Below are 18,722 nucleotides of genomic sequence, written 5' to 3'. Positions count from 1 at the left end.
CGGGTCAGCCGGCGGCCGCGCGCAGGCGGGCGTACTCCTGGGCCATGGACTCGGCGGTCCAGTGGGCGTTGAGGCCGCTGGGGTTGGGGAGCGCCCAGATCCGGGTGGAGCCGATGGTGCGCTCCTGCGGGCCGATCCGTGCCCGTCGCTCGCCGAAGGCCGTGCGGTAGGCGGTGACTCCAACCACGGCCAGCCACTGGGGGCTTAGGCGTTCGACCTTGGCCGTCAGGATGCGCCCGCCTTCGCGGAACTCCTCGGCGCTCAGCTCGTCGGCGCGGGCGGTTGCGCGGGCCACCACGTTGGTGATGCCGAGGCGGTAGGAGAGGAGTTCCTCCTGCTCCGCCGAGGCCAGCCGGCGCGGGGTGAAACCCGACAGGTGCAGGACCGGCCAGAACCGGTTGCCGGGCCGGGCGAAGTGGTGGCCCGTCGCGGCGGAGAGCAGGCCCGGGTTGATTCCGCAGAAGAGCACGCGCAGACCGCCCGCGACCACGTCCGGGAGGACGCGGTCGCGGGCGGCGTTCAGCTCTTCGGGGGTCAGAGGATCGACCCGGGGGCGTAACCGGCGGCCTCCGGGTGCTCCTTGGTGATCTCCTCGATGCGGGAGACCACCGCGGCGACCTGGTCGCCGGCGGCGCCGGTGAAGGACAGCTTGTCCGCCATCAGGGCGTCGAGCTGCGCCCGGTCCAGCGGCATCCGCTCGTCGGCGGCCAGCTTCTCCAGCAGCTCGTTGCGCTCGGCGCCCTGCTCGCGCATGGCGAGGGCGGAGGCCACGGCGTGCTCCTTGATGACCTCGTGGGCGGCCTCGCGCCCGACCCCGGCCCGCACGGCGCCCATGAGGACCTTCGTGGTGGCCAGGAAGGGGAGGTAGCGGTCCAGCTCGCGGGCCACGACGGCCGGGAAGGCGCCGAACTCGTCGAGGACCGTCAGGAAGGTCTCCATCAGGCCGTCGAGCGCGAAGAACGCGTCGGGCAGGGCGACCCGGCGGACCACGGAGCAGGAGACGTCGCCCTCGTTCCACTGGTCGCCGGCCAGCTCGCCGGTCATCGACGCGTAGCCGCGCAGGATGACCATCAGGCCGTTCACGCGCTCGCAGGAGCGGGTGTTCATCTTGTGCGGCATCGCGGAGGAGCCGACCTGGCCGGGCTTGAAGCCCTCGGTGACCAGCTCGTGGCCCGCCATCAGGCGGATCGTCTTGGCGATCGAGGACGGGGCGGCGGCCAGCTGCACCAGGGCGGTGACCACGTCGTAGTCGAGCGAGCGCGGGTAGACCTGGCCGACGGAGGTGAAGGCCTGGCCGAACCCGAGGTGGGCGGCGATCCGCTGCTCCAGATCGGCCAGCTTCGCGGCGTCCCCGCCGAGCAGGTCCAGCATGTCCTGGGAAGTGCCGACCGGGCCCTTGATCCCGCGCAGCGGGTAGCGGGTCAGGAGGTCTTCCAGGCGGCTGTACGCGACCAGCAGCTCGTCGGCCGCGGTGGCGAAGCGCTTCCCCAGGGTGGTCGCCTGAGCGGCGACGTTGTGGGAGCGGCCGGCCATGACCAGCTCGGCGTGCTCGCCGGCCAGCTTGCCCAGGCGGGCGAGGACGGCGACCGTGCGGTCGCGGGCCAGCTCCAGCGAGAGCCGGATCTGGAGCTGCTCGACGTTCTCGGTGAGGTCGCGCGAGGTCATGCCCTTGTGGACGTGCTCGTGGCCGGCGAGGGCGTTGAACTCCTCGATGCGGGCCTTCACGTCGTGCCGGGTGACCTTCTCGCGCTCCGCGATGGAGGCGAGGTCGACGGTCTCCAGGACGCGCTCGTAGTCGGCGAGGGCCTCGTCGGGGACCTCGATACCGAGGTCCTTCTGGGCGCGGAGCACGGCGAGCCACAGCCGCCGCTCCAGCGTCACCTTGTACTCGGGGGACCACAGGACGGCGAGCTCCGCGGAGGCGTAGCGGCCGGCCAGGACATTGGGGATGCGGGGCTTGGCAGTCACGTGGATGGAGTTTACCTGTCGTCCATGGAGGACCGTACATGTCCATGGCACCCGGGAAAATGCAGGTCACTAGGCCATCACGCAGTGTTGAGAGCGCGGGTCTGTGAGACGTGTGTGAGACGTCCGTCGTAGCAACAAACGAAGGCCCCGCCGGGACTGGCGGGGCCTTCTTCGTGTCGTGTCGGGTGGCTGCGTAATGAGCTCATCCACCTCACCGTCAGTCCAGGTCGTACTCAGACATGAGTTCACGGCCAGGGGCGTGGTAGTCGACGGCGTACTCGGTGGGTTCGCCGTTCTGGTCCCAGTACCTGTTCGTGACCACAAGGACGTCGCGTCCGGCCTGCACGTCCAGGAGAGCGGCGACATCGTCGGGCACTGAGCGAACTGAGACAGCGTCGCGGCGGCGAGACGCTCGGCGCCCGGTCCGTTCCTCGATGAGCCCGAACGTCATGGTGGGCAGCGGCTCGGCCCTCGTGAACTCGGGCAGCTCGCCCGCCAGCCCGCCAGCGATCCAGGTGGAGGAGACGGCGGACACCCCGGCTGCATCGACGTAGCGCCGGCGACGCACTGCGACCTGAGCACCCACGTCGAGGCCGAGAGCATCAGCAACCTCCTGGTCGGCCGGGCCGATGGCACCGAGCAGGATTTCGACGCGCTCGCCCTCACCCAGGCCGGTTCCGCCACCGCGCAGCATGGACAGCCGGTCCGCGCCTCGCGTCAACGTGGCGGGAGTCCTCACGAAGCTCCCGCGGCCGGGCACGGTGTCAATCCAGCCCTCGTCGCGCAGCACACCCAGAACCCGGGCCGCTGTCGCGCTGCTCATTCCCGTGCTCTCCATGAGCTGACGCGCTGAGGGCGCCATCGCTCCAGGCTGCAAGTCTCCGCCCTTGATGCGCTCGATGATCTCGTTGGCTGCCTCCCGATAGACCGGCAGGCGCTTCGAATCCCCAACCATGCAAACCTCACCCTCTTAAGACACCTTAGGAAACCTCTTGACATGACAGAGCCTCTTAAGACACCTTAGTGGAACGCCCGACGGAACGACAGGTCGGGACAAGTCAGGCATGCAAAAGGCCCCGACGGGGGGTCTCGGTGCTACCAACACCGAGCCCGTCAGGGCCGCGCATCAGGTGTCTTGGAGGAAACCGATGCAGGAGAACTCTACCCCCGAGGGCCGTTCGGCCCCGGCGCTGAAGGTGAAGGACGTGGCCGACGCGCTCGGCGTCGACACCTCCACCGTGTACGTCGCCGTCAGGACGGGCCTGCTGGGCTCGTACCGGGTCGGCGCTGGCCGTGGCACCATCCGTGTCCCCCGGTCCGCCCTGAAGGCTTACGCCGATGAGCGTGGCATCCCCGCCGCGGAACTGGGCGTGGCGCTGTGACCGCCGCCAGCCGCACCCGCCGCTCCACCCTCCGCCAGCGGGCCACCGCCGCCCGTACCGCCCGCAAGGCTGCCCGCGCCCTCGCCACCGGCCAGCCGCAGCCCGCCACGGTGCACCTGATCGGCCGGGGCCTGGATGCCGGGACCGCGAAGCGCTTCTCCGGCGCCTTCTCCCGCGGGGTCACCCCGACCGCGATGGGCAAGACCGTCGTGAAGCTCAAGGGCCGCGCCCGTAAGGCCGTCGCCCTGAAGCTGTACGACCTCGCGACGTTCGCGGCCCGCTTGGCCGTGTACCGGCCCCGCGACCCGCGCGCCGCCGCCCAGTTCGCCAGCCTCGCCGCCTGATCGCAGGGAGTCAGCCATGAGCAGTAAGACCCTGAACAGCCTGCCCGAGTCGGCCAAGGTCCCGCCGCAGCCGACGGCCGAGAACCGCGAGGCCCTTCCCGCCAAGACCCCGGACCGCCTGCACATGACGGCCACCCGCGTCCCCATCGAGCACAAGACGGCTGACTACATCTTCGAGACCGACCTGGCCGCCCTGCTCACCGAATACGACGCGCACATCCTGTTCACCCCGGCAGACACCGACCCGGCCTTCTTCGCCGCAACGGTGGTCCGTGACAGCGGCATCGCCATACTGCTGTCGCCCAACCTCGGTGACTTCGAGCGGGACTTCTTCCCTCGCTACCTGATCTGCCAGGCCCTCGGCATGGACCTGACGCCGCTCCCGACCCCCTTCGCCGTCGAGCTCGGCCCGCTTCTCCCGGGGGTGCCGGCGTGAGCGCCTTCACCTTCTCCCGTTGGGAGTTCCTGACGGACCCGCTTGCGGACGTCCTGGCCGAATGCGGCGCCACCATCGAGTACGTGGCGGAGCTCGGGGGCTTCATGGGCGGGATCATCGCCAACGACCAGAAGCTGACGGTGCACATCGCCGAGAGCTTGGGCCGCCAGATGGAACACGACCTGGTGGTCCGGGGCCTGCTGGCTGCCTGGCACGACGTGGACGTTACCGACTGGCCCGTCGCCATGTTTGTTCAGGGAGGCCAGTCGTGAGCGCGGCCCGCACCGTGACGGTGCAGACGCTCGACTACGGCCCGGTCGAACTCGTAGAACCGACGTGGTGCGTGATCGACCACCCGAACGGCAACCACCGCTCCGGAATCCGCCACGACGGAGTGGAGCACTGCGCCTCGATCGACGTCCCTGGCCATGGCCGGGTCGAGTTCCTGAAGGCGAACCTGTCGCAGTTCCCGTTCGCCGAGCACGGCAGCCGAGACGTGAAGGTCGTCGTAGAGATCGACGGGGAGCACCCGGAGTTCGACTCAGCCGGCCTCGGCGACCTGGCCGCAGCCATCACCGCGCACGCCCTGCACGGGCTGCTGCCGCTGCGGGCCCGCCTGCAGGCCCTCGAGGGCGGTGGCGAGTGATGGGGACCGCGATCGTCCGCAGGCCCACGGAGGCCGCCGCGCTGGGCCGTGTGAAGCCTCGCCAGCTGCCGCCCATCCCCTGTCTGTTCGCCGCTCTGTTGGCCGCTCAGGCGACCGGCGACCGGCACGGCGCCAACCTGGCCGGGCACGCCATCGCACGGGCCGGAGGCGCCAAGTGAGCCGCGGCCGGCCGAAGGCCGAGACTCGGAACAGGATCGTGCAGAACCTGGCCCGCCGGGACGGCGCCCACTGCTTCTACTGCCGGCGCCCGTTCGGCTCGGAGATGACCGGGGCGACCCTCGACCACTACGTGCCGCGGGCCCTCTGGAAGACATGGCGTCAGCGGAACCTGGTCCTGTCATGCGGGCCGTGCAACAACGCGAAGGCCGACACGCTGCCGTGGACGTTCGTCGCGCTGCTGCTGCGGAACGTGCGGCAGAACCAGCTGTGGCACGACGCCTGCGCGGCGGCCCGTTAGCCCTGGTCGTTTCCGATCTCCCCCCTCCTCCGGGGGGAGGAAACGGCAGGTCGTTCCCGATCTATCCCACGGGTTCGCGGCGCCGCGAACGCCCAGCATGCGATCCAAATCAAGGTCCCGTCGACTGGGTGCTCGACCCCAGGTCGAATCCCTAATGACGGGTCCAACGGACCGCATCACTGCAGCGTGTTCCTCAAGTGCTCCCCCTCGCTTCGGGGGGTGCCGAAGCGCAGGTCGAATCCCAAATTGGACCAGCCGCGGCACCCCGGACAGCGGGTCGCATCGCAAGAGTTCCCGGCGGCCGGAGAGGACGTTCCCGCAGCGTCTTCCACATCTCCCCCCGACCCCGTGAGAGGTCTGGGGGCCTAGGGGTGGAGACCCCGGACCCCTTGGGCGTAAAGGGCCGCAGCCCAATCCTCACAAGGCCTCGGAAGCCCTCTGTGCCCAAGCCCCCCAGGGGTTCGTGGCCAATCCCCCGTAGGGCTCCGCACCCAATATTCACAAGGCCTCGGCCCAATACTCACTTGGGCTCCGAGCCCTTTACCCCCAAGCCTCCCAAGGGCTCGGACGCCTTCTCCGCAACGAGGGGCAGGCCCTTGGGGCATTGAGAACCATCACTCTGCGGACACCCGCAAAGCGATCACCGCAAGACGAGAACGGCCGGCCCGGGATGACCCCCCGGACCGGCCCACGGTCCAACGCCACAGGAGGCGGAACCATGGCCATTCTCTACACCCAGCGCGACGGAACACAGGACCCGCGCCCGACGTACCCGAACCCGATCCCTCCCACCGAGATCTTCGGCGCGACCGACCCCGGCGAGGACGTCCGCGCGGTCGTCACGGTTCAGGTGGCCATGACCCGCGACATGCTCGCGACGGCCCTGGACCTGGCGGTGGGGAACTGCGAGGAGCACCCCGACAACTGGTCGGTGCCGTACATCCGCGAGTCCGTCGAGCTGCAGCTGACCTACGAGAACTTCGTCGAGCTGGAACGGACGGCGCAGGGTCTCGCCGAGTGGGAGGAGATCGACGAGTCGATCAAGCCGTACATGCAGAGCGTCTATCGCGCAGTTGATCGTGCCTACCCGGTGCAGGGGCGGTGACCGCCGTGCAGACCCTCGCCGCCCAGGTGGCATGGCAAATGCCTCTGCCTCCCGTGCTGGTCCGCACGACTGCCCCGGGTTGCCCGCTTCAGTGGATCGACCCGACCCCGAAGACGGCCGACGAGAACGGCCACGCGTGGATGTTCAGCGTGGACGAGCCGCTGACCGGACCCGCCTACTGCGTCCTCTGCTGCGAGGACCACGGCGGCATCGACAGCTTCGCCCCCTGCTACGAAGCCGCCCGCCTCGCCACGTACAACGCGGAGCGGACCGCCTGGATCGCCGCCAACCGCGTGAACCCGGAGGACATCCGATGAAGACGTATACGGGCCCCACCCTCGGCGGCGCCACCGCAACCATCACGTGCCCCGACTGGTGCGCCGTGGACCACGCCTACTGGGACGACCGGGCGGACGACTGCTTCCACAAGAGCGCGCTCCTCGAGGTGCCCCTGCCGCGGGATCGGGCCAACCACCCGACGCCCGTCGTACACCCGCAGCTGGGCGCCGAACTCCTGCTGCACTCCACGAGCCCGCTGCCGTCCGCCGCGTCGGTCTGGCTCCAGCTGTCGGAGTACAAGGAGGACGGCGTCGAGATGGATCTGGCTGGCGTCGACAAGCTGCTCGCCGAAGTCGACCGGTACCGGGACGGTCTTGCGAACCTGCGCGGTCTCCTGGCGGGCATCGACACCGAGCGCCGTACCCGCCGCTGACCAACGGGCCGTCCGCCCCCGACTCCTACCGGGGACGGCCGGCCCCTGACGATCCACCCGCGGCGCCCCGTCGTCCGTCCCTGATGCAACCGGGGGCGGCAGGCAGGGCGCTTTCGTCGTTGGCTCAACGGCTCGGCTCAAGTCATTCACTCCGAGTCCTTGACATCCACGCGCTCCCGCGCGCACGCGCACGTGCGCGCATAGAGCCGCTCTTCGTTCATCTGGGGGCGCGGGTGAACGAGTGAATGAACGAGTGAACGCGACCAGTGAGAGCCCGGCTTCCGTGAAGGGCCCGACCTGATCCGGACCCCACACGCGGTTCGGGGTTCCGTCCATCAGGCGGATGGATCTCCTGCGATCGCAGGATGAGGTGAGCGGTCCTCACCCGTGCGTTCTCTCCGCAGCGTGGAGAGTGGCTGGGTGGATGCCGGGCAGTTAGGGGCGGATCAAGCTGTTTGCCATACAGCTTGATCGCTTCATTGGCACCCATAAAGTGATCAAGGGGCGGGCCGCTGACCTGCGTGGCCATCCGTGGCCTCGGCCGTGACCCTGCGGCCCGCAGGGCTCTGGCCTGCGTGTCCACCGTGACCCGAGGCGTGACCCCCAAAGGGGGCGGAAACGGGCCGGACGGTGTCCCAATATGCCCCCGGAACGCGGGGCGGAAAGGGGGCGGAAAGAGGGTGGGTGATTCCGCCCCGTTCCGGCCCCGTTCCGCCCTCATTCCGGGGTAATTCCACCCTGAACAGGGGTGGACATGTCCCAGTATGCCCCCGGACACAGGCCCGGACAGCACCCGGACAGAGGGCGGGCGGGCTGGACAGTGTCCGGGTGCTGTCCGGGGGATGTCCGGGACATATCGGTGCACTGTCCGGGGTGATTCCAGCCCATATGTCCACCGCTCGGGCGCCGATCGGGCCCTGATCGGTCCTGCTACACCGCAGGTCGCCGCCTGATCAGACCCTGATCGACAGGCTCCAGAGATCAGCCCAGATCAGCCGCCGATCAGCTTCCGGCCTGCGGTGTAGCAGCCGCGATCAGCCTCTGATCGGTGCTGTATTGCCCCGATTTCCTCCCTGCTCGGGCGTTGCTCTGGCTGCTCCGTCGCAGGTCAGCTTCTGCTCGGGTCCTGCTCGCAGAGGCGCGCCGAGCGGGATCGAGCAACCGGCGAGCAGAGGCTGACCTGCAGTCGAGCAGTGCGAGCAGGAGCCGAGCGGCCTGCGAGCAGGGCGGTATGCCCCAGCTTGAGCCCCGCCTGTCAGTCGTCTGCGGATCGGCTGTCAGCGTCGCCCCGGAGATCCATGGCCGGGACAAAGTCGGATGCCAGCGCCACGGTGAGCAGCCGTCAGCTCCTGCTCGGCGCCCGTTCGGAACCGGACTGTTCAGGTTCGCCTCCTAGCTGGCTTACCTCGCTTCCTTCGGGTCACAGTGCGGGGACGGGAGCCGGGCAGAACGTGGTGCATCTCGTAGATGCGCTCAAGGTCCTCGCGGGCGAAGAGGAGACGGCTCAGGCGGGCGTGGGGGAAGCCTGCATAGTTCACCCCGTCTCGAAGCCACTTCGTGCTGCATCGAAGAACGAGCGCGGCCTCATCGACCGTGAGATACGGTCCGGGCTGCGGGTTGGCCGGCTCGGCGGGCTGCGGGGGCTCTGCTCCGTCACTACCCGTAGACGTGAGTTCGGGCAATGGCGCTACGGCCGACATCGCACACATGGAGCGGATGTCATCCGTACTGAACGAAGTACTATCGCCCAGCTTGTGATGCGGCACCTTCCGGGCCTGGATCCACTGTCGAAGCGTCGCCGCGGATACGGGGAGGAACTCGGCCGCCTCCTCGGGTGTGTAGTGCCGCAAGCTGTCCGCACCTGGCATGCCGTAAGCCTCCATCAGTACTCCCCTTTCCGCGTGGATCCCCGGATTGCCAGCGTCGCTCCGGACGGGATAGCGATGCGGCAAATCGGCGCAGGTGGGGCACTATCGGGTTAAGTTATGCGCCATTTCGTTTACCTCCGACCATGGGGCATAAGTCCCTTCAGTTGCCTCATGTCAGATTGCGAGCGGAAGGGCTGTGCCGCTGCCGTCCGGGCAATCTGCTGCAACTGGCCCCCGCGCTAGCGATGGTCACCGCATGCTGGTGCCCCAACCGGCCTGAACGGAGCTCGCCATGACCCTGCGGTTCATCGGGACCACATCCGAGTACGGCAACTGCCCCACCCTCTACGAGGTCGTCGAGACCGGCGACATCGTCGTCCAGGGCGACATGCTGACCGACCCCGAGCACCTCGCGCAGCTCCGTGACGTTGGCGAGCACGAGACATTCGTCGTCATCCCGCGCGACCTGCTGACCCGCTTCGCCCCCAAGGAGTGACAGTGCCCGCCCTGGTCCCCTTCGAGGACATCAATCACCTGTTCGCCGAGTTCCAGCACACCGCGTTCCGGCTGGAGACCCGCCGCGGTTACGCCAGTGATCGGGCTGGCGCCCGCTTCCAGGCCTTCATGCGCGGCGTCGAACCAGAGGCTCAGCTCGAGCACCCATGGAACGCGAATGTCCGGGAGAAGGCCGAGCAGGGTGCACAGTTCTCCCGCGTCCGCATCATCGACGAGCCACCCACCGACGGTCAGCGGTTCCTCATGGCGGCTGCGGCCGGGAACGTGGCTGCCGGCGAAGACATTCGGGTGCTGACTCGGTCGGAGGCCGAGAGGCTGGAGCTGCCCGACTACGACCTGTGGCTGTTCGACTCTCGGATCCTGGTTCGCCTACATATCGACGACCAGGACGTCACGACGGGCGTGGAGGTCATGGACGACGCGGGGGAGGTGCTCGCCGCCTGCCGGGCCCGCGACCGGGCTTGGCCCCTCGCTGCCCCTACTGCCGAGGTGTGGGCGCAGGTACGTTCGTCCGTGTGAGCACCGACTTTCAGAGCGCCAGGGTGGCCCTCGGCGCGCGCCTACGGGAGCTGCGTGCCGAGGCCGGCGCGAACGGCAAGGACTTCGCCGGCCTCCTCGGTTGGCAGCCCTCGAAGGTGTCCCGGCTGGAGAACGGGAAGCAGACCGCCACCGCTGACGACCTCGCCGCGTGGGCGACCGCCGCCGGAGCGCCCGAACAGGCCGGAGACCTCACGAGCCGACTCCGGGGCCTGGAGTCGCAGCAGCGGTCATGGCGCCGCCAGCTCGCCGCGGGCAACCGCCCCGTGCAGGACCGGTACGTCGTCGAGTACCAGCAGACGGCAACGATGCGCGGCTACGAAGCCACCGTGATCCCGGGCCTGTTCCAGACCCCGGACTACGCACGGCATCTGTTCGCGAAGAATGCCGAGTTGATGCAGTCCCCCAGGGACACCGAGGCTGCTGTATCCGCCCGTATGCGTCGCCAAGAAGTGCTGTATGAGGCGGGCAAGCTGTTCCGGGTCCTGGTGTGGGAGGGGGCCCTCCACGTACTCGTGTGCCCGCGCGAAGTCATGGCTGGTCAACTTGACCGCCTTGTCGGACTGATCGGCATGAGCACGGTCGAGCTCGGCATCGTCCCCCTCGGTGCGTCCATGGACTTGACCCCCAAGCATGGATTCTGGATCTTCGACGAGCAGCGCGTCATCGTCGAGACCATCAACACTGAACTCTCCTTCGACTCACCCGACGACCTCGCTCTATACGGCCGGGTGTGGGATGGCCTGAACGCGGCAGCTGTGTACGGGCCGCAGGCACACCGCCTCATTGCCCGAGCACGGCGTCTCCTTGCCGCCGCGTGAGCAACCCGCGCCAACCATGCGGCCGCTGGTCGCAATCCGCCGCAATCGGCCGGACGGCCCCGGGTAGCCGTTCCTACGGTGCTGGTCATGGCCACACAAGCGGGCGCAGCAGGCGCCACCAGCAGCCCGGTTTCCTGGTGCCACTGGCACATGGGCCCTTCCCAGACGGCCAAACCGATCAAGTTCGGTGGTCGCTCTTCCGGACCCCCGGTCCTGCTGTACGCCTGCGCACCCTGCCGCGAACAACGCGGGTTGACGGTCCGCAGGAGCCGACCATGACAGCCGCCGTGGTGTTCATTCGCTGCCAGGATGTCCTGCTCCCGTCCGCGCTCGGCCTCGCGTGGGATCGGGCAGCCGGCCGCGCCTGCATCGCCTGCGGCAAACAGCTCACCACAGGAGCCGTCTCCCGGGGGCGCGTCCACGGAAGCCACGGCGTGCACGTCCTCGACACCGAAGTCTGGTCCTGCCCCGACCTGGAGGAGTCTTGATGCCTATCTGTTGCCGCTGTGACCGGACGATCCGCAGCACGGACTACGAGACGATCCCCGTCGACTCCGCGTCGGCCGCCCGCCCCGACCAGCATGCCCACGGCCAGGGCGACGCCAACTGTCGGCCCATCACCGACAAGGACCCGGCCGACATCCACTAGCCCCCGGCCCGTCCGTGATCTCGGCGGAGTACGGGTGGGCCGGGTACCACGAAGCCCCACCGCAACCTTCTGCGGTGGGGCTCAGTTGTGACCGGACGCCGGCTCCTCAGGTTGTCGGCAGCGCGTCCATGGCCTTGGTGATCTCCTCTTGCATCTTGTACGAGGGTGACCGGTGCAGAGCCCCCGCGGCCCGGTCGTAGCGGCGAGTGGTCCGAGGGTCCGCGTGCCCCATCGCATCCTGTACGTCGGCGAGCGGAACGCCCTTGCTCAGCAGCGCCGTGGCATAGGAGTGGCGCAGCGAGTGGGGCGACAGCTGGTCAGCATGCGGAATCCCGGCGGCTTTGGCGACGCGGCGCACGGTGCGGAACGCGGCAGGTTCATCCATCGGCCGGCCGGTGCGGGTGGCCAACAGGAACTCGTCGGCGCTCAACTCCCCCCGCGCGGCGAGGGACGCTTCGACGGCCTCCACCGCGAGCGGTACGAGAACGAAGCGCTTCTTGTGGTCCCCCTTGGTCGTCAGGTCGATGACTCGGTGACCCTTGTCGTGCCCGAGGGCGCCCACGCGTGCGTCAAGGACGGACCCGATACGGGCGGCCGTGGTGGCGAGCAGGACCAGCAGGGCGTAGGTGCGGGGCGTCTCGTTCTTGCGGGCGTGCGTGAGGAGCATCGCCAGCTCGGCCGGCGTCATGCCGCGAGTGGGCGAGTCATCGGCGGAGACCGAGGGCCTGTCCATGGCGAGGAATGGGTTTCGCTCGGCTGCCTCAGAGCGCACCAGGTAGTCGTACCAGCTCGAGGCAGCGGCAAGCCTGCGGGCCCGCGTTGACTTCGCCAGCCCCGACGCGCGAAGAGCCACGTCGTACTGGTCGGCGTTGAGGGGGCGGGCCCCTGCGGGGTTGGTTCCTGCGGCGGCGCACCAGGCGAGCCACCAAGAGGCGTCTTTGGCGTAGGCCGTGCGCGTGTGGTCCGAGCCGCGGCGCATCAGCCATGTGCCGGTCGCTTCGACGACGTTGGGCGCGGCGCCGGCGTGGGCGAGTAGTTCGAGGAGAGCGGCCGGAGACGACGCGGGCGGAGTACCGCGCAGCGAGAGCGGAGCGGCGGTGGCCGGCTCGAGGAAGTCGGGCTGCGTGCGAACTGCCGGAAGGAGAGCCATGGTTACAGGATAACGGGCATTATTCTGTAGTCCAGTGCTTCCCTAGGAAAGCACCCCCAGAGGGTGTCTTTGGAGCTCGAGGTCGTCGATTGCCGCGCGCACCAGTTGCCGCTGCGCCACGTACACGGAGCGCTTCGGTTCCGGGGTCGTCCGGATGAGGGTGGCGAGCAGACGCAGTTGCCGTTTGCGCTTCGCGAGGATGGTCAACCACAGATTGCGGCACAGAGGCCTGCAGAACCGCTGACGGTTCCCGCCGTGCGGCTTAGGTACGAACCAGCGCTGGCACTGATCGCACATCACCACGAGGGTCCTCCTTCCTTGCGGCTGAGCGCTGCGGGTGGTCCCGGCCGGCATCGGTGACAGACGCCTCGAAGAGCACCGACCGTTCGAGAGCTTCCAGGGGGAGGGTTGCGTCGATCAGTTGGGCCACCGATCGCGACGGGCAGCGATGGCCTGCCTCGAGCGCGGCCAGGTAGCCGGAGGTGACGCCGATCCGGCGGGCGGCTTCGCGCAGGCCGATACCCGCGCGGAGCCTGCCCGCGCGCAGAACGAGGGCAAGCCCCTCGGGAGGTACTCGCCGGATCCGCGCCTTCGGCTCCATCAGGCCGCTCCGTCGTCCGGCTGCGACCCCAGAAACTCCGACATCGTCATGGGCTGGTACTTCGGGGTCATCTGGTCGGCCCAGTACTGGCTCGCGTGAGCCTGCCAGGCGCCGGGCTCCAGCTTGTGCAGCGGAGTGACATCAGCCTCGCTCGGCGTTTCAGGAGGGGACTGGAGGGCCGACTCGACCACCGGCGTCTTCCCTGCCAGCAGGTTCTGCACAGCGGTTCGGACCGCTTCATCGATAACGGCCCTCAGCTTGTCGTCCGAGGCCTCTTGGACGGCCAGGCGCGCCGCGTGCCGCTTGGCCGCGTCTGCGTCCATGCGGGCCTGCAGAGCCTTCCAGCTCGCTTCCTTTTCGGCGTGGGTCATATCTACTCCTGGGGTCACGGGTGTACTTGTCAGCGGGTGTAGGGGGTGTAGGTGCCGGAGTTGCGCATGCCGAGCTGCAGCATCTGCCTCTCGACGGTGTCGCGGAGGTCGCGTTCAGCGAGGACGCTGCCCTGCACGATGATCGTGACGTTTGCGGCCGGCCCGGCAGCGGAGCGACCGCCGCCCGCGATTCCATAGCCGGCACCACCGATGGAGGGGACGCCCATCTTCTGGCCCGCGAGGAGCCCGGACATCGAGCGGAGAGACGACACGGCGGTGTCGGCATGTTCATCGATGCCCTGGGCGATGCCCTGGGCGATCGGTGCGCCGACTTCACGAGCGAACCGCTTCGACGGCGACTTGGAGTCGATGAAGTTTTTAGCGGCTTTGAGGGCGCTGTCGGCCAGGTTGCGCAGGGTGCCGTACAGCGCGCCTGCCGCCCCCAAGATGCCGTTCACGATCCCATGGACGATCGCCGAGCCGATGCTCTGGAACCACGAACCGACGTCCTTTACCGCGTTCCAGGCGCTGCGCAGCCCGTCGCGGATCGAGGCACCGATCCGGTCCATGGTGTTGTGGATGGTGTTGTAGGCGCTGATCAGCGGGTCGATCATCGAGGATTTGATGCCGCTCCAGGCGCTGGAGGCGATCGATCTGATCCCGCTCCACTTACTGGACAGCCAGCCGGTAATCGCATTCCAGGCCGATACCAGCCACCCCCAGGCAGCCATGATCGGATTGATGATCGCGAGCTGGATCGCGCCCCACACGGCTACCGCCGCAGCCCTGATCCCTCCCCAGATCGCAGAGAAGAAGCCGGCGATCGAGTTCCAGGCGGAAACGGCAGCGTTCCCAGCCGCCCCATGGAAGTGATTCCAAAGGGCCATGAGGATCGCAATGGGCGCCGCGAACACCACCAACAACAGCGGCCACCACTTCCGGAAAAACGCGGTGATCCCATCCCAGGCAGCAACCGTGACCCGAGAGACCCAGTTCCAGGCCATGACGATCGGATCGACGAGCAGATGCCAGGCCGCCACGAAGAACGCCGCAATGGCCCGCCAGGCCCCCGTGACCACCGACGTAATGCCATTCCAGATCGACGCGTTCCTACTGGCGAAGGTGTTCCAAAGGCCGAGGACATAGTCGACGGCCACCTTGGTTACCGACTTGATCCACGCCCACACCGTGTCCCACTTGATGACCAGCAGCACGATGATCGCGATCAGAGCCACTACCCCGACAGCTATCCAGACCATCGGGTTAACAGCCGCGGCGGCCGCCATCGCATAGAGCGACATCGTGAAGGCCGTCATGGCAGCCACAAGGATCGTGCCGACCACGATGGCCAGCGCGACCACCGCAGGCTTGTTTCGCTCGAAGAACGTGAGGACCGCGAGGATCACCGGGATCAGCTTCAAGCCGATAGTGATGGCCGCAGTGGTGACCGCCTCCTTCAGGCGCCCCATCTGAACGTTGAAGGATGCCTGGGTGACCTCCCAGCCCTCTACGTTCTTGGAGGCGTGATCGAAGCTTTCGCTGACCTTCCCTACGCGCTCCTTGAAGCCCTCAGTGTTCTCGCCAGTCAGTTGGAGCGTCGTGTTCAGGCCGATGGCGCCGCCGGTCATCTTCTTGATGGCCTCGGTGTACGTCTGAGCGGCCGGCCCGCCGCGCTTGAGTTCGGCGCTGAAGCCGTTCGTCTTGTTCTGAAGAGTCGCGTACTGGCTAAGCAGGTTGGCCTGCTCCGGCGGCAGTCCCTTCAGTTCCTTGCGCCAATCGCCAAGGGAAATCGACCCGGCCGCGTAGGAGCGGGCGAGTTCCTGAATGCTGGCCGGCATCGACTTGATCATCGTTTCGGCGTTGGCGGCCGCCTGCTTGGTTTTGTTGAAGCTGTCGAGCAACACCGTCCCGGACGGGCCCATCTTCGACAGGACCGTCTGCGACAGAAGGTCGAGGGTGCCGGTCAGGCCGCGCTGCCCGAGTTTCGTCGCCACGTCCGTGGAAGACAGACCCAGACGCTGCATCTCCTGCACGGCCACGTTGTTCGGCGCCGCCAGACCACGGATCGTGGAGGCAAGCTCCTGGGTAGCCTCGCGGGCCGAGGTGCCGTGCTGCGACAGAGTCGCGATCGCGCCGCCGACTTCAGCGAAGGAGACTTTGTTGGCGGAGGCGATCGGGATGACCGTGGCCAGCGACGAAGAGAACTCCTGCATGGTCATCTTGCCTTCACCAGCAGCAGTCTTGATCGCGTTCATGACGCGCACCGAGTCGCTGGCCTCAAGGTGGTACGAGGCCATGACGCTGGTCATGGCGTTGGTGACGTCCTTGAGGTCCGCGCCCTCCTCGCGGGCGCCCTGGGCCGCGGCCTTCAGCACCTGCAGGCCGTCTCCGGCCCGGTAGCCAGCCTTCTCCACCTGGTACATGCCCTCGGCGAGCTGGCTCGTGGATGTACCGGTCTCCCGGGCCAGACTCAGGACCCCGTCGGAGACCATCTTCAGCTTCGAAGAGGACTCGCCACAGGCGGTGACCAGCAAGTTCATCTGCTGCTGGAAGTCGCCAGCACTCTTGACGCCGTAGGCGACGAAGGCCAGCCCGACGACGGTGGTGGCCTGGCCGACCTTGGTGAGGAGGCCCTGGACGCCACCCATGCGCGCGGTGAACGTCTCGCCGCTGCGGCTGGCCGCAGCCATGCCCGAAGTGAACTGGGACGTCTCCGCACGCAGACGGATGAAGAGGTCGCCCACCTCGGTCATATCAGCCTGCCGTCCGCGAGGACAGGGAGGGGCGCGGGGCGGGCGCAGGCCGGATCAGCGCGACGGAAAGGAGGACATCGCTCCCCAGCCTTGGTTCCAGCGCGCCCCACCCACACGGCACGCCCGGTGACGTTGACGCCCACCACGCGCCGCCTCAGGCCCCAGACCGACGGATCGCGGTCAGGACAGCATCGAGGTCGACGGTGGGCTGCACCATGGCCGCCGGAGACACCCCGAACGCCATCGGTTCGACCCAGCCGGCCCCGACCTCGATCTGGTGGATCTCCTGCCGGAATCCGGTCTCGCGTGCTTCAGCCGCGAACGCCCTGCGGAGCGCGTCGGCCGCCTCGGTCACTGCCGTCTGGGCCGCCTCAAGGTGCTTCTGAGCCTCCGTATGCGCGGCCCGCTCCCCAGCCATTGCTTCAGCCCTGGCGGCTTCGGCACGCTCCTGCTTCTCCTGCTGAAGCGCGGCGGCGTTCTCTCGCTCCCGGTGCTCAGCCAGGGCCCTGGCTGCGGCTTCATACGCCGCTACCTGGGCCTCGGCGAGCAGCATTGCGGGGCGCATGCCGTTGGCTGCAGTCTGGGCGTTCTCGGCCGCGCGGTAGTCCTTCGCCTCGAGGGCTTGGGCCAGGTCGCTCTCGAGCCCAGACAGCTGAGTGCGGAGTTCCCCGGCCCTCTGGCGGGCCTCGGCCAGTGCCTCAGCGGGATGCGTCTCGGTCTTGGTCGCCACGCCCAGTCCTCCGTCGTCCGTTGCGGTAGGCACGCACGGTGGAGGGGTCGAGTAGCCAGACGTTCCTGTCGGTCTTCCGGCCCGCGATGGTTCCCGCGGCGGCCAACTGACGGATCCTGGCTTCGGTGATCCCCGCGATGGTGGCGGCCTGCTCAGTCGTGATCTCTGGCACCGACTGTGCGGGGATTTGCGCAGGAGCAAGAAGTTTGGTTGCGGCCGTGCTTGCGGCTGCGTTAGCGGCCACGTATTGGGCCTGCTGCGCGGCGGCCTGGGCGGCGGCACGCGCGGCGGACCGCACAGCGACGGCTACCGGGGAGAGTCGGCCGGGCGGGCGCACTCCTCGAGGGAGCGCGCCGCAGACATACGCTTCGAGAAGGTCGAGTGCGGCGACCAAGTCCGCAGCCAAGGCGCCCGGGACCACGAGCCCGTCGTGAATTACTACGGGGGCCGGCCGGTGATCTGTGTACGCCACGCGGGGCGCCTTGGCTGTGGTCATCGCTGGCCGTCGTCTTCTCGATGCCCGGCCATGGCCAGCATCAGGCCGACCCAGTTGACCGTGGTGGACGCCTCGAGAGGAGTGTTCGGGTCGCGGACCGGGGGAAGGTCCCAGGCGGCAAGGAAGAGCTTTCGGGCTGCCTCGCCAGCCTCCCGGCTGGTCCCGATGATCTCGACGATGCGGGCGTTGCGGACGCTCTGAGCGAAGGCCACGGCGGTCGCCACGTCGGACGGGCCCAGGCCGGCGCCGACGCCGACCCGGACGAACCCGTCGTCCCTCACGGTCGGCATGGGGTCGGGGTTGGTGGGGTCTGACAGGTCTGCCGCGGTGCGATACCGGCCTGCGATACGCGAGGTTGTCACGTTGATCCTCGGCCGGCGCCGCGACGGCGTGGGGGCGTTCATGCTGCCCCCGTCTCGACCTGTGCGGCCAGTCCGCCGATGTCGCGCAGCATGGGCTTGCCGAGGTCGGGCATCGTGGCGCCCATCGAAGCGGCGGCAATGACGGCCAGGGCGGACAAGGCTTCTTCGGCCGGGGTGTCGCCGAGTACGGCCGCCTGGTCGACGTTCACGTCCCAGATGCGGGCCGTCATGAGGCCGATGGCGGCCTGGAGCCCGCGGACTGTGACGTCAGGGCGGTCGCTCACGACTGGCTCCCGACGACCTTGACGAGGTACCAGCGTCCGCAGGGGCTGCGGCGGAGGCCGAGGCCGAGGTGCCGATGCTGCTGGCTGCAGTGTGGGCAAGTGACGGTGACCTGGTTGTTGCCGCTGGTTATGAGCCTGGTTGCGGTGATGGTGGGGAGTTCGTGTTCGAGGGCGGTGTACGGGATACTCATGTGTTCTTCCGATCTGCGTCCTTTATTGCGGTTTGCTCAGGCTGCTCTGTTGGGGCGGTTGGCACGTTTCCTGTCGGCGGGTGCAGGTTGCGGAGCTTCTGCGCGTGGCGGAGGAGGAGTCCGCGGCGTCTGGCTTCGGCGAGTTCTTCGCGGCGCCGTTTCACTGCGGCTGCCTTCCAGCGGGCCTGCTGTATTCGCTCGGCCACGATGTCGTTGATGTTCAAGATGGGCCTCCAAGAAGAGGTAGGTGGGGGCTTCGGTGATCTCCCGGGCATAGGGGGTGTGTAGGGTTGTGCAGGGTTTTCCGAAACTCTCCACGCGT

29 protein-coding genes are annotated in these 18,722 nt (G+C 68.3%); 15 read left to right on the top strand and 14 right to left on the bottom strand.

Annotation, left to right across the window (positions count from 1 at the left end; translation table 11 throughout):
* Window positions 1-4 precede the first annotated feature (4 nt).
* The 3 genes from mug to AC3IYJ_RS06505 all read right to left on the bottom strand — a co-directional run bounded on the left by mug (window position 5) and on the right by AC3IYJ_RS06505 (window position 2,923).
* The gene (mug, locus tag AC3IYJ_RS06515; protein ID WP_489402715.1) at window positions 5-538 is read right to left on the bottom strand and encodes a G/U mismatch-specific DNA glycosylase; all 534 of its coding nucleotides are present in this window, start codon (window positions 536-538) and stop codon (window positions 5-7) included.
* Window positions 535-1,968, bottom strand: a complete 1,434-nt coding sequence (gene purB, locus AC3IYJ_RS06510) for an adenylosuccinate lyase (protein WP_489400392.1) — start codon at window positions 1,966-1,968, stop codon at window positions 535-537. Before purB ends, mug begins: the two co-directional genes overlap by 4 nt.
* Before the next feature lie 217 nt (window positions 1,969-2,185).
* Entirely contained in the window at window positions 2,186-2,923 is a 738-nt protein-coding gene (locus AC3IYJ_RS06505; protein ID WP_489400391.1) for a GntR family transcriptional regulator, read from the bottom strand.
* A gap of 193 nt (window positions 2,924-3,116) precedes the next feature.
* Here AC3IYJ_RS06505 and AC3IYJ_RS06500 point away from each other — a divergent pair, with 193 nt between their 5' ends.
* The 10 genes from AC3IYJ_RS06500 (at window position 3,117) to AC3IYJ_RS06455 (ending at window position 7,071) form a co-directional block, all read left to right on the top strand.
* On the top strand, window positions 3,117-3,350 hold the full coding sequence (locus AC3IYJ_RS06500; protein WP_489400390.1) for a helix-turn-helix domain-containing protein: 234 nt from the start codon (window positions 3,117-3,119) through the stop codon (window positions 3,348-3,350).
* Window positions 3,347-3,694 carry a hypothetical protein gene (locus tag AC3IYJ_RS06495; RefSeq protein ID WP_489400389.1) on the top strand — a complete coding sequence of 116 codons (348 nt, stop codon included), beginning with the start codon at window positions 3,347-3,349 and terminating at the stop codon, window positions 3,692-3,694. The genes AC3IYJ_RS06500 and AC3IYJ_RS06495 overlap by 4 nt, the downstream gene beginning before the upstream one ends.
* A 16-nt stretch (window positions 3,695-3,710) precedes the next feature.
* Complete coding sequence (locus tag AC3IYJ_RS06490) at window positions 3,711-4,130, top strand: hypothetical protein (RefSeq protein WP_489400388.1); 420 nt, start codon at window positions 3,711-3,713, stop codon at window positions 4,128-4,130.
* Window positions 4,127-4,402 (top strand): hypothetical protein, encoded by a 276-nt coding sequence (locus tag AC3IYJ_RS06485; RefSeq protein WP_489400387.1) that lies wholly within the window; start codon window positions 4,127-4,129, stop codon window positions 4,400-4,402. The genes AC3IYJ_RS06490 and AC3IYJ_RS06485 overlap by 4 nt, the downstream gene beginning before the upstream one ends.
* Window positions 4,399-4,776, top strand: a complete 378-nt coding sequence (locus AC3IYJ_RS06480; RefSeq protein WP_489400386.1) for a DUF6907 domain-containing protein — start codon at window positions 4,399-4,401, stop codon at window positions 4,774-4,776. The genes AC3IYJ_RS06485 and AC3IYJ_RS06480 overlap by 4 nt, the downstream gene beginning before the upstream one ends.
* Window positions 4,776-4,955: a hypothetical protein gene (locus AC3IYJ_RS06475; protein WP_489400385.1), complete on the top strand. Its 180-nt coding sequence runs from the start codon at window positions 4,776-4,778 to the stop codon at window positions 4,953-4,955. The genes AC3IYJ_RS06480 and AC3IYJ_RS06475 overlap by 1 nt, the downstream gene beginning before the upstream one ends.
* Before the next feature lie 38 nt (window positions 4,956-4,993).
* Window positions 4,994-5,254 carry an HNH endonuclease gene (locus AC3IYJ_RS06470; RefSeq protein WP_489400384.1) on the top strand — a complete coding sequence of 87 codons (261 nt, stop codon included), beginning with the start codon at window positions 4,994-4,996 and terminating at the stop codon, window positions 5,252-5,254.
* A gap of 718 nt (window positions 5,255-5,972) precedes the next feature.
* On the top strand, window positions 5,973-6,359 hold the full coding sequence (locus AC3IYJ_RS06465; protein WP_489400383.1) for a hypothetical protein: 387 nt from the start codon (window positions 5,973-5,975) through the stop codon (window positions 6,357-6,359).
* 38 nt (window positions 6,360-6,397) lie between these two features.
* Window positions 6,398-6,676: a hypothetical protein gene (locus AC3IYJ_RS06460; protein WP_489400382.1), complete on the top strand. Its 279-nt coding sequence runs from the start codon at window positions 6,398-6,400 to the stop codon at window positions 6,674-6,676.
* Window positions 6,673-7,071, top strand: a complete 399-nt coding sequence (locus tag AC3IYJ_RS06455) for a DUF6907 domain-containing protein (protein ID WP_489400381.1) — start codon at window positions 6,673-6,675, stop codon at window positions 7,069-7,071. The genes AC3IYJ_RS06460 and AC3IYJ_RS06455 overlap by 4 nt, the downstream gene beginning before the upstream one ends.
* A gap of 1,379 nt (window positions 7,072-8,450) precedes the next feature.
* Here the strand turns inward: AC3IYJ_RS06455 and AC3IYJ_RS06450 are convergent.
* Window positions 8,451-8,939 (bottom strand): helix-turn-helix domain-containing protein, encoded by a 489-nt coding sequence (locus AC3IYJ_RS06450; RefSeq protein WP_489402714.1) that lies wholly within the window; start codon window positions 8,937-8,939, stop codon window positions 8,451-8,453.
* Window positions 8,940-9,231: 292 nt separating this feature from the next.
* On the opposite strand from AC3IYJ_RS06450, the gene AC3IYJ_RS06445 reads away from it, so the two are divergent.
* From AC3IYJ_RS06445 to AC3IYJ_RS06425, 5 genes are all read left to right on the top strand, one after another.
* A complete protein-coding gene (locus tag AC3IYJ_RS06445; RefSeq protein ID WP_400003915.1) occupies window positions 9,232-9,435 on the top strand; it encodes a hypothetical protein in 204 nt (67 codons plus the stop codon).
* 2 nt (window positions 9,436-9,437) lie between these two features.
* Window positions 9,438-9,974 carry a DUF6879 family protein gene (locus tag AC3IYJ_RS06440; protein WP_489400380.1) on the top strand — a complete coding sequence of 179 codons (537 nt, stop codon included), beginning with the start codon at window positions 9,438-9,440 and terminating at the stop codon, window positions 9,972-9,974.
* Window positions 9,971-10,813: a helix-turn-helix domain-containing protein gene (locus AC3IYJ_RS06435; RefSeq protein ID WP_489400379.1), complete on the top strand. Its 843-nt coding sequence runs from the start codon at window positions 9,971-9,973 to the stop codon at window positions 10,811-10,813. Before AC3IYJ_RS06440 ends, AC3IYJ_RS06435 begins: the two co-directional genes overlap by 4 nt.
* A 275-nt stretch (window positions 10,814-11,088) precedes the next feature.
* On the top strand, window positions 11,089-11,301 hold the full coding sequence (locus AC3IYJ_RS06430; protein WP_489400378.1) for a hypothetical protein: 213 nt from the start codon (window positions 11,089-11,091) through the stop codon (window positions 11,299-11,301).
* The gene (locus tag AC3IYJ_RS06425) at window positions 11,301-11,462 is read left to right on the top strand and encodes a hypothetical protein (RefSeq protein ID WP_489400377.1); all 162 of its coding nucleotides are present in this window, start codon (window positions 11,301-11,303) and stop codon (window positions 11,460-11,462) included. The genes AC3IYJ_RS06430 and AC3IYJ_RS06425 overlap by 1 nt, the downstream gene beginning before the upstream one ends.
* Window positions 11,463-11,568: 106 nt before the next feature.
* On the opposite strand, the gene AC3IYJ_RS06420 is transcribed toward AC3IYJ_RS06425, so the two are convergent.
* From AC3IYJ_RS06420 to AC3IYJ_RS06375, 10 genes are all read right to left on the bottom strand, one after another.
* The gene (locus tag AC3IYJ_RS06420; RefSeq protein ID WP_489400376.1) at window positions 11,569-12,612 is read right to left on the bottom strand and encodes a tyrosine-type recombinase/integrase; all 1,044 of its coding nucleotides are present in this window, start codon (window positions 12,610-12,612) and stop codon (window positions 11,569-11,571) included.
* A gap of 42 nt (window positions 12,613-12,654) precedes the next feature.
* Entirely contained in the window at window positions 12,655-12,819 is a 165-nt protein-coding gene (locus tag AC3IYJ_RS06415) for a hypothetical protein (RefSeq protein ID WP_489400375.1), read from the bottom strand.
* A gap of 55 nt (window positions 12,820-12,874) precedes the next feature.
* A complete protein-coding gene (locus AC3IYJ_RS06410; RefSeq protein ID WP_489400374.1) occupies window positions 12,875-13,213 on the bottom strand; it encodes a helix-turn-helix domain-containing protein in 339 nt (112 codons plus the stop codon).
* Window positions 13,213-13,584 carry a hypothetical protein gene (locus AC3IYJ_RS06405; protein WP_489400373.1) on the bottom strand — a complete coding sequence of 124 codons (372 nt, stop codon included), beginning with the start codon at window positions 13,582-13,584 and terminating at the stop codon, window positions 13,213-13,215. The genes AC3IYJ_RS06410 and AC3IYJ_RS06405 overlap by 1 nt, the downstream gene beginning before the upstream one ends.
* Before the next feature lie 29 nt (window positions 13,585-13,613).
* The gene (locus AC3IYJ_RS06400) at window positions 13,614-16,337 is read right to left on the bottom strand and encodes a phage tail tape measure protein (protein ID WP_489400372.1); all 2,724 of its coding nucleotides are present in this window, start codon (window positions 16,335-16,337) and stop codon (window positions 13,614-13,616) included.
* A gap of 154 nt (window positions 16,338-16,491) precedes the next feature.
* Complete coding sequence (locus AC3IYJ_RS06395) at window positions 16,492-17,067, bottom strand: hypothetical protein (protein WP_489400371.1); 576 nt, start codon at window positions 17,065-17,067, stop codon at window positions 16,492-16,494.
* Window positions 17,068-17,559: 492 nt separating this feature from the next.
* Window positions 17,560-17,853, bottom strand: coding sequence for a hypothetical protein (locus AC3IYJ_RS06390; RefSeq protein WP_489400370.1), 294 nt, complete (start codon window positions 17,851-17,853; stop codon window positions 17,560-17,562).
* Between the two features lie 110 nt (window positions 17,854-17,963).
* The gene (locus tag AC3IYJ_RS06385) at window positions 17,964-18,209 is read right to left on the bottom strand and encodes a hypothetical protein (RefSeq protein ID WP_489400369.1); all 246 of its coding nucleotides are present in this window, start codon (window positions 18,207-18,209) and stop codon (window positions 17,964-17,966) included.
* Window positions 18,206-18,400 (bottom strand): hypothetical protein, encoded by a 195-nt coding sequence (locus AC3IYJ_RS06380; protein WP_489400368.1) that lies wholly within the window; start codon window positions 18,398-18,400, stop codon window positions 18,206-18,208. The genes AC3IYJ_RS06385 and AC3IYJ_RS06380 overlap by 4 nt, the downstream gene beginning before the upstream one ends.
* Window positions 18,397-18,624, bottom strand: coding sequence for a hypothetical protein (locus tag AC3IYJ_RS06375; RefSeq protein ID WP_489400367.1), 228 nt, complete (start codon window positions 18,622-18,624; stop codon window positions 18,397-18,399). The genes AC3IYJ_RS06380 and AC3IYJ_RS06375 overlap by 4 nt, the downstream gene beginning before the upstream one ends.
* Window positions 18,625-18,722 lie beyond the last annotated feature (98 nt).

The organism is Streptomyces sp. GL_140, assembly GCF_057834465.1.
Note: the sequence above shows the minus strand (reverse complement) of the source record. Positions and strands in the feature narration are given on the sequence as shown.